Source organism: Roseibium algae (assembly GCF_037783265.1).
Lineage (GTDB): Bacteria > Pseudomonadota > Alphaproteobacteria > Rhizobiales > Stappiaceae > Roseibium > Roseibium algae.
On sequence record NZ_JBAKIA010000011.1, the window covers coordinates 170,026 to 179,444 of the forward strand.

Here is a 9,419-nt window from a genome sequence, read left to right on the forward strand (position 1 = left end):
GAATTTGGGATTGATATGCAGGATACGGGGAGGGGGCCGACGGGCCCGCTCCCCCTCCGTGCATCGAAGGAGTTAGACCATGAATCATGAGGTCATGAACCTGTTTAATCAACAGGCTCCGACACAGACCTTCGACAACATCCGGATCTCGCTTGCGAGCCCGGAGAAGATCATGTCTTGGTCTTTCGGCGAAATCAAAAAGCCGGAAACGATCAATTATCGTACGTTCAAGCCTGAGCGTGACGGTTTGTTCTGCGCACGTATTTTTGGCCCGATCAAGGACTATGAATGTCTTTGCGGCAAGTACAAGCGCATGAAGTACAAAGGCGTTATCTGCGAAAAGTGTGGCGTTGAAGTCACCTTGTCACGGGTTCGCCGCGAACGTATGGGCCACATCGAACTGGCTGCGCCTGTTGCGCATATCTGGTTCCTGAAGTCCCTGCCATCGCGTATTGGCCTTCTGCTTGACATGACGCTCAAGGATCTTGAGCGGGTTCTGTATTTTGAGAACTACGTTGTTCTTGAGCCTGGCCTGACGCCGCTCAAGCTACATCAGCTTTTGTCTGAAGAAGACTATGTTGCTGCTCAGGACGAATATGGCGAAGATTCCTTCACCGGCATGATCGGTGCTGAGGCTATTCGCGAAATTCTGATGAGCCTCGACCTTGAACGCATCAGCGAACAGCTGCGCGTTGAGATCGCTGAAGCGACCACAGAACTGAAACCTAAGAAACTGGCAAAGCGCCTGAAGGTCATTGAAGCCTTCATGGATTCAGGCAACAAGCCTGAGTGGATGATCATGACGGTCGTTCCGGTGATCCCGCCTGATCTTCGTCCTCTCGTACCGTTGGACGGTGGCCGTTTCGCGACGTCGGATCTGAACGATCTGTACCGCCGCGTGATCAACCGTAACAACCGTTTGAAGCGTCTGATTGAGCTGCGTGCGCCGGATATCATTATCCGGAACGAAAAGCGCATGCTGCAGGAATCTGTTGATGCATTGTTCGATAATGGTCGTCGTGGCCGTGTCATCACAGGTGCCAACAAGCGTCCGCTGAAGTCTCTCTCCGACATGCTCAAGGGCAAGCAGGGCCGTTTCCGTCAGAACCTTCTTGGTAAGCGCGTCGATTACTCTGGTCGTTCGGTTATCACCGTAGGACCAGAACTCAAGCTTCATCAGTGTGGCTTGCCGAAGAAGATGGCTCTTGAGCTGTTCAAGCCGTTCATCTACTCGCGTCTTGATGCCAAAGGCTTCTCTTCAACGGTGAAGCAGGCGAAGAAGCTTGTCGAAAAGGAACGTCCTGAAGTTTGGGATATCCTCGACGAAGTGATCCGTGAGCATCCGGTTCTCCTGAACCGTGCGCCTACGCTTCACCGTCTTGGCATCCAGGCTTTCGAACCTACCCTGATCGAAGGCAAGGCTATTCAGCTGCACCCACTCGTGTGTACAGCGTTTAATGCCGATTTCGATGGTGATCAGATGGCTGTTCACGTTCCGCTCTCGCTGGAAGCTCAGCTTGAAGCACGGACGTTGATGATGTCCACCAATAACATTCTGCATCCGGCAAACGGCGGCCCGATCATCGTTCCGTCGCAGGATATTGTTCTTGGCCTCTATTATCTGTCGATCATGGCAGAGAACGAGCCGGGCGAGGGCATGGCCTTCAGTGACATTGGCGAGATCCATCACGCGATTTCGAACAAGGTCATAACGCTGCACTCTAAGATCCGTGGCCGCTATCAGAACATTGACGCTGATGGCAACGAAGTCACCGAAATCTTTGAAACAACACCTGGACGTATGCTCATCTCCGAGCTGCTGCCTAAGCATCACGAAGTTCCGTTTGACGCTTGTAACAAGCTGATGACGAAAAAAGACGTCTCCAAGATGATCGATACGGTTTACCGTGCGTGTGGTCAGAAAGAGACTGTTATCTTCTGTGACCGCATCATGCAGCTCGGTTTCTCGAACGCCTGTCGTGCAGGTATTTCCTTCGGCATGGATGACATGTTGATCCCGGATACCAAGCAGAAACTGGTCGCCGATACTTCCGCCCTCGCGACGGAATACGAGCAGCAGTATAATGATGGTCTGATTACCCAGGGTGAGAAGTACAACAAGGTCGTTGATGCCTGGGCGAAGTGCACAGACAAGGTCGCCGACGAGATGATGGCCCGTATTAAAGCGGTTCACATCGACGAGGAGACTGGACGTCAAAAGCCGATGAACTCGGTTTATATGATGTCTCACTCCGGTGCCCGTGGTTCACCCCAGCAGATGAAGCAGTTGGCTGGTATGCGCGGTCTGATGGCCAAGCCATCTGGTGAGATCATTGAAAACCCGATTATTTCGAACTTCAAAGAAGGCCTGTCCGTTCTGGAGTACTTCAACTCCACACATGGTGCCCGTAAGGGTCTTGCAGATACGGCCTTGAAGACAGCGAACTCGGGTTACCTGACACGTCGTCTCGTCGATGTTGCGCAGGATTCGATCATCATCGAACAGGACTGTGGTTCAGAGCGTGGCATTACCGTTGCACCAATCGTTGATGCAGGTAACGTCATTGCAAATCTCGGTATGCGTGTTCTTGGTCGGACGACAGCGGAAGATGTCTACAACCACCAGACTGGCGAAATCATCGTTCCCAAGGGGCGCTTGATTGATGAAAAAGACGTTGACCTCATCGAGGCTGCGAAAGTTCAGCAGATCAAGATCCGTTCGGTTCTGACCTGTGAAACTGAAACGGGTGTTTGCGCAACGTGTTACGGGCGTGACTTGGCTCGTGGTACTCCGGTCAATATGGGTGAAGCAGTCGGCGTTATCGCTGCTCAGTCAATCGGTGAACCTGGTACACAGCTCACCATGCGTACGTTCCATATTGGTGGTACGGCTCAGGTGGTAGATTCGTCCTTCATCGAATCCAACGTCGATGGCACGATTTCCATGCGGAACCGTTCAGTGTCCCGTGATAGCGATGGCAATCTGATTGCCATGGTCCGGAACATGTCGATTGTCGTTACAGATAGTGATGGCAATGAGCGTGCTGTTCACCGCGCCACATACGGCTCCAAGCTGCATGTGGATGAGGGCGACAGCGTCAAGCGCGGCCAGCGGATAGCGGAATGGGATCCTTATACCCGTCCAATGCTTTCCGATGTTGCCGGTGTGGTTGACTTCGAAGATCTGGTTGATGGGGCTTCGGTCCAGGAGACTGCCGATGAAGCAACCGGTATCACAAAGCGTGTTGTCATTGACTGGCGTTCTAACCAGCGCAGTCAGGACCTTGTCCCGGCTATTGTGGTCAAGAACGACAAGGGTGAGGTCGCCAAGACATCACGTGGCAGTGATGCACGCTTGCAGCTTTCGGTAGACTCGATCCTTTCGGTTCAGCAGGGAGCAGTTGTTAAAGCTGGTGACGTTCTGGCCCGTCTTCCTCTGGAAAGCGCCAAGACCAAGGACATCACCGGTGGTCTGCCAAGGGTTGCTGAATTGTTCGAAGCGCGTCGTCCAAAGGACAATGCGATTATCGCTGAACTGACTGGTACGATCCGGTTTGGACGTGACTACAAGAACAAACGCCGGATTATCATTGATCCGTCGGACGAGTCTCTGGAACCAGTTGAATACCTCATCCCTAAGGGCAAGCACTTCCACCTTCAGGAAGGCGATGCCATTGAAAAGGGTGAGTATGTACTCGATGGGAACCCGGCGCCGCACGACATCTTGGCCGTCAAGGGCGTGGAGGCACTTGCTGCTTACCTCGTCAATGAAATCCAGGAAGTCTATCGTCTGCAAGGCGTGACGATCAACGATAAACACATCGAAGTGATTGTCCGGCAGATGCTGCAGAAGGTCGAGATCACAGAGTCTGGTGACACTGAATTCTTCCCGGGCGAGCAGATCGACCGGCTTGAGTTTGAGGAAGCCAATGAGCGTGCGATCAATGAGGCGAAGCAGCCAGCCAAGGGCAACCCAGTTCTTCTCGGGATTACCAAGGCTTCGTTGCAGACCCGTTCGTTCTTCTCAGCTGCGTCCTTCCAGGAAACCACACGCGTCCTTACCGATGCTGCGGTTACCGGCAAGGTCGATCCGCTTGTCGGTCTTAAGGAGAACGTCATTGTGGGTCGTTTGATCCCGGCCGGTACAGGTGGGGTGATGAAGCGCATTCGTCAGATTGCAACTCATCGTGATGACCTGATCCAGGATGCACAGCGTCAGCAGGCATCTGCGAGTGCTGCAGAAGGCCTTCTGGAAGACTTGAGTGGCGCGGCCGAATAAGGTCGTATGCTGTTTACGAGATTGAGACAGGCCGCCTTCGGGCGGCCTTTCTTTTAGGAAGACCGGATTAAATGCCGAATACAGAGTTGAGCAAACCAAATGGAGTTTCCCGATGAGTGATAATGGGGATGCAATGGATCCGACCGTCTATATTGTGATTGGACGGGTCTGGAACACGACAGAAGGCACTGAGGATAACGCAATACCGATCCATGCGATGTTGCGTGCTGCCGATGACGACGATGCCGTACGTAAAACGCTGGAAGCTCTCTCTAGCCAGGGCTTTATAGAAGCTGACCTAGACCAGATTGGTGTCATGGACGGCGAGCCAGACGAGCCGATCTATGAGGGGGCTTATCAGGACGCTCTAGCGGGCAATGTTGCCGTTATTACACTCACCGATTAAACAGCGATTGCAGGTTGCATAGCGGCCATGCGAATCCGGGATATCGATTCTTGTCGGAACTGTCCGGGAATGAATCATCAAATTAACGATTGATTCATATCGGCGGCATGACAATCTAGGTGCTGTTGAAACATTACTCCACCGGCGATGGAAATTTATTGCGATAATTGCGCGATAAGTTCTCTGGAAACGGCAGGAAACCGGGATTTGGAGCAAAAGTGCCCTAAACCGGATTTTTCCTACAAAGCACTTGACGTGGAGGGGGTCTGTGAGTAGTTTCCGGCCATCCCGAAGGCAGGCGGTAAGTACTCCTGAGTTCAAGCGCGCCAAGCGCCGAACCTAAAGAACTTAAACGCTGCCGGGTTCATATAGGCGAATACGCGTCGATTGCATGACCGCTGGGTAACCAGTGGTCCTCTGGTTTTTCGCAGTGCCGGGCACTCTCTTTTGAGTGTCGGGCGCGATTTTGCATGTGCATAATCAGCGAAGCTGGAGCGCATACAAGTTTTTTGGATGGAAGAGGTAAAGGGCACAGCATGCCGACCATCAACCAGCTGATCCGCAAGCCGCGGAAAGATCCGCCAAAGCGGAACAAGGTACCGGCCATGGAGGCCTGCCCGCAAAAGCGTGGTGTGTGTACCCGTGTTTATACTACGACGCCTAAGAAGCCGAACTCGGCTCTGCGTAAGGTGGCTAAAATCCGCCTGACGAATGGCTTCGAAGTGATTGGTTACATTCCGGGTGAGGGTCACAACCTTCAGGAACACTCGGTTGTGATGATCCGCGGCGGCCGCGTCAAGGATTTGCCCGGTGTCCGCTACCACGTAATTCGTGGTGTGTTGGATACCCAGGGCGTTAAGGATCGTAAGCAGCGCCGGTCCAAGTACGGCGCCAAGCGGCCGAAGTAAGAGGTACAGTATATGTCCCGTCGTCACCGCGCAGAAAAACGCGAGATCAACCCGGATCCTAAATTCGGGGACACTGTCGTCACAAAGTTCATGAATTCAATCATGTACGACGGCAAGAAGTCGACAGCCGAACGCATTGTTTACGGTGCATTCGATGTAATCGAGAACAAGTCCCGCGAGAACCCTATTGAGGTGTTTCATGCGGCTCTTGAAAACGTTATGCCGCAGGTAGAAGTGCGCTCCCGTCGTGTTGGTGGTGCTACCTACCAGGTTCCGGTTGAAGTTCGGTCTGAGCGTCGTCAGGCATTGGCCATTCGTTGGTTGATTACTGCTGCTCGTAACCGGAACGAGACCACTATGGTTGAGCGTCTGTCAGGCGAAATGCTTGATGCTGCAAACAACCGTGGCACTGCCGTTAAAAAGCGCGAAGATACGCACCGTATGGCTGATGCCAACCGTGCATTCTCGCACTACCGCTGGTAATTGTGACTTCGAAGGGCTGACGCTATGTCGCGCACGCATAAAATCGAGGACTACCGCAACTTCGGCATCATGGCACACATTGATGCAGGTAAGACGACCACGACCGAGCGGATTCTCTATTACACTGGTAAGAGCCACAAAATTGGCGAAGTTCATGATGGCGCAGCCACTATGGATTGGATGGAGCAGGAGCAGGAGCGTGGTATTACGATCACGTCCGCTGCGACGACTGCATTCTGGAACGAAAAGCGCCTGAACATCATTGATACTCCAGGTCACGTTGACTTCACGATTGAAGTTGAGCGCTCGCTGCGTGTTCTTGATGGTGCCGTTGCTCTTCTTGACGCCAACGCTGGTGTCGAGCCGCAGACTGAGACTGTTTGGCGTCAGGCTGATAAGTACAATGTCCCGCGGATGATTTTCGTCAACAAGATGGACAAGCTCGGCGCTGACTTCTTCCGTTGTGTGGAAATGATCAAGAGTCGTCTCGGTGGCAATTCAATCGTTCTTCAGATCCCGGTCGGAGCTGAAAACGAATTTGCCGGTCTTGTCGATCTGATCAAGATGAAAGCCCTTATATGGCGCGACGAGAGTCTCGGCGCTCAGTGGGATGAAGTTGATATTCCGGAAGATCTGGTCGATAAGGCCAATGAATTCCGTGAGTTGATGATCGAAACTGCTGTTGAAGTCGACGAAGCGGCTACCGAAGCTTACCTGGAAGGCGAAATGCCTGACACAGAGACGCTGATGCAGCTTATCCGTAAGGGTACGATTGCAGGTGACTTTGTTCCTGTGCTTTGTGGTTCTGCCTTTAAGAACAAGGGTGTTCAGCCTCTTCTTGATGCAGTTGTCGATTACCTTCCGAGCCCGCTGGATGTCCCGGCGATCACAGGTATCGATGCGAAGACCGAGGCTGAGATCGTCCGTAATGCTTCGGATGAAGAGCCACTGGGAATGCTTGCATTCAAGATTGCAAACGATCCATTCGTGGGTTCGCTTACCTTCTGTCGTATTTACTCCGGTGTCCTGAACAAGGGTACGTCGGTTCTTAATACGGTGAAAGACAAGCGTGAACGCGTCGGTCGCCTTTTGCAGATGCATTCCAACAGCCGTGAAGACATCGATGTTGCCTATGCTGGCGATATTGTTGCGATTGCTGGCCTCAAGGACACCACAACAGGGGATACACTTTGTGATCCGCTGAAGCCGGTTATCCTGGAGCGCATGGAATTCCCTGAGCCAGTGATCGAGATTGCTGTTGAGCCTAAGACAAAGGCCGATCAGGAAAAGATGGGCCAAGCTTTGAACAAGCTGGCAGCTGAAGATCCTTCATTCCGAGTTAAATCGGACGAAGAATCCGGCCAGACCATCATTGCTGGTATGGGCGAGCTTCACCTCGACATCCTTGTTGATCGCATGAAGCGTGAATTCAAGGTTGAAGCAAACATCGGTGCGCCGCAGGTGGCTTACCGTGAAACGATCACCAAGGCAGCTGATGTGGATTATACCCACAAGAAGCAGTCCGGTGGTTCGGGTCAGTTTGCGCGTATCAAGTTCACACTTGAGCCTTCAGAGCCAAATGAAGGCTATGTTTTCGAGAGCAAGATCGTTGGCGGTAATATCCCTAAGGAATACATTCCAGGTGTTACCAAGGGTATCGAGAGCGTGATGTCTTCCGGTCCGCTGGCAGGTTTCCCGATCCTCGATGTCAAGGTGACCTTGACGGATGGTGCCTACCATGATGTCGATTCCTCTGTTCTTGCCTTTGAGATTGCCGGTCGTGCTGGCTTCCGTGAAGGTATCCAGAAGGCTGGTCCTAAGCTCCTTGAGCCGATCATGAAGGTCGAAGTCGTTACCCCGGAAGACTACATGGGTGACGTGATTGGTGATCTGAATTCCCGTCGTGGCCAAATTGCCGGCACCGATAATCGCGGGATTGTCACGGTCATCACTGCAATGGTTCCCTTGGCCAACATGTTTGGTTACGTGAACAATCTGCGGTCCATGTCCCAGGGTCGTGCCCAGTACTCGATGGTGTTCGACCACTACGAGCAGGTGCCCCAGGCAGTCGCCGAAGAGGTTCAGGCGAAATACGCCTGATCCCCACCCTTGTGATTTAGACGAAATTTAAGAAAGCGGAGTAATCCGATGGCGAAAGAAAAGTTTGAGCGTAACAAGCCGCATGTGAACATTGGCACGATTGGCCATGTTGATCACGGCAAGACCACGCTAACAGCTGCAATCACAATGACGCTTGCTGAAGTCGGCGGCGCAGTGGCGCAGGCATATGCTGACATCGATGGTGCACCAGAAGAGCGTGCACGCGGCATCACCATTTCAACGGCTCACGTTGAGTATGAGACGGAAAACCGTCACTACGCTCACGTTGATTGCCCAGGTCACGCCGATTATGTGAAGAACATGATCACTGGTGCGGCGCAGATGGATGGCGGCATTCTCGTCTGTTCAGCTGCAGATGGTCCAATGCCACAGACACGTGAGCATATCCTGCTTGCCCGTCAGGTTGGTGTTCCGGCGCTCGTCGTGTTCATGAACAAGGTTGACCAGGTCGACGATGAAGAGCTTCTTGAGCTCGTCGAAATGGAAATCCGCGAACTTCTGTCTTCCTATGAGTTCCCAGGCGACGACATTCCAATCGTCAAGGGTTCTGCGCTGGCAGCTGTTGAAAACCGTGATCCGGCCATTGGCCGTGAAGCGATCCGTGAGCTTATGGCTGCGGTTGATGAATACATCCCGACGCCAGAGCGTCCGGTTGACCAGCCATTCCTGATGCCAATCGAGGATGTTTTCTCGATCTCAGGTCGTGGTACGGTTGTGACTGGCCGTGTTGAGCGCGGGATCGTCAAGGTCGGTGAAGAAGTCGAAATCGTCGGCGTGAAAGACACCACCAAGACAACGGTTACCGGTGTTGAAATGTTCCGCAAGCTGCTCGACAGCGGCCAGGCAGGTGACAACATCGGTGCTCTTATCCGTGGTGTTGCCCGTGAAGATGTTGAGCGTGGCCAGGTTCTTTGTAAGCCGGGTTCAGTTAACCCGCACACGAAGTTTACGGCTGAGGCTTATATCCTCACCAAGGAAGAGGGTGGTCGTCATACGCCGTTCTTCACCAACTACCGTCCGCAGTTCTACTTCCGCACGACCGACGTGACGGGTGTTGTTCATCTGCCGGAAGGTACCGAGATGGTAATGCCGGGCGACAATGTGTCGGTCGTCGTTGAATTGATCGTACCAATCGCCATGGAAGAAGGCCTGCGCTTCGCTATTCGCGAAGGCGGTCGTACCGTCGGCGCCGGTGTCGTCGCTTCCATCGTCGAGTAATTGA

At 53.0% G+C, this 9,419-nt stretch carries 6 protein-coding genes; all 6 read left to right on the forward strand.

Annotated elements, in window-relative coordinates; genetic code table 11:
• Positions 1-79 precede the first annotated feature (79 nt).
• The 6 genes from rpoC to tuf all read left to right on the forward strand — a co-directional run bounded on the left by rpoC (position 80) and on the right by tuf (position 9,415).
• Positions 80-4,279 (forward strand): DNA-directed RNA polymerase subunit beta', encoded by a 4,200-nt coding sequence (rpoC, locus tag V6575_RS15885; RefSeq protein ID WP_340275690.1) that lies wholly within the window; start codon positions 80-82, stop codon positions 4,277-4,279.
• Positions 4,280-4,391: 112 nt separating this feature from the next.
• The gene (locus tag V6575_RS15890; protein WP_340275691.1) at positions 4,392-4,685 is read left to right on the forward strand and encodes a regulator; all 294 of its coding nucleotides are present in this window, start codon (positions 4,392-4,394) and stop codon (positions 4,683-4,685) included.
• 536 nt (positions 4,686-5,221) lie between these two features.
• Positions 5,222-5,593: a 30S ribosomal protein S12 gene (rpsL, locus tag V6575_RS15895; RefSeq protein WP_340275692.1), complete on the forward strand. Its 372-nt coding sequence runs from the start codon at positions 5,222-5,224 to the stop codon at positions 5,591-5,593.
• Between the two features lie 12 nt (positions 5,594-5,605).
• Positions 5,606-6,076: a 30S ribosomal protein S7 gene (gene rpsG, locus V6575_RS15900; RefSeq protein ID WP_340275693.1), complete on the forward strand. Its 471-nt coding sequence runs from the start codon at positions 5,606-5,608 to the stop codon at positions 6,074-6,076.
• A gap of 24 nt (positions 6,077-6,100) precedes the next feature.
• Positions 6,101-8,176 (forward strand): elongation factor G, encoded by a 2,076-nt coding sequence (gene fusA / locus V6575_RS15905; RefSeq protein ID WP_340275694.1) that lies wholly within the window; start codon positions 6,101-6,103, stop codon positions 8,174-8,176.
• 48 nt (positions 8,177-8,224) lie between these two features.
• Positions 8,225-9,415: an elongation factor Tu gene (gene tuf / locus V6575_RS15910; protein ID WP_340275681.1), complete on the forward strand. Its 1,191-nt coding sequence runs from the start codon at positions 8,225-8,227 to the stop codon at positions 9,413-9,415.
• Positions 9,416-9,419 lie beyond the last annotated feature (4 nt).

Bases quoted from the DNA above. Each gene is read 5' to 3' on its own strand.
- V6575_RS15890 (WP_340275691.1), top strand. From the start codon at position 4,392: ATGAGTGATAATGGGGATGCAATGGATCCGACCGTCTATATTGTGATT.
- fusA (WP_340275694.1), top strand. From the start codon at position 6,101: ATGTCGCGCACGCATAAAATCGAGGACTACCGCAACTTCGGCATCATG.
- rpsG (WP_340275693.1), top strand. From the start codon at position 5,606: ATGTCCCGTCGTCACCGCGCAGAAAAACGCGAGATCAACCCGGATCCT.
- tuf (WP_340275681.1), top strand. From the start codon at position 8,225: ATGGCGAAAGAAAAGTTTGAGCGTAACAAGCCGCATGTGAACATTGGC.
- rpoC (WP_340275690.1), top strand. From the start codon at position 80: ATGAATCATGAGGTCATGAACCTGTTTAATCAACAGGCTCCGACACAG.
- rpsL (WP_340275692.1), top strand. From the start codon at position 5,222: ATGCCGACCATCAACCAGCTGATCCGCAAGCCGCGGAAAGATCCGCCA.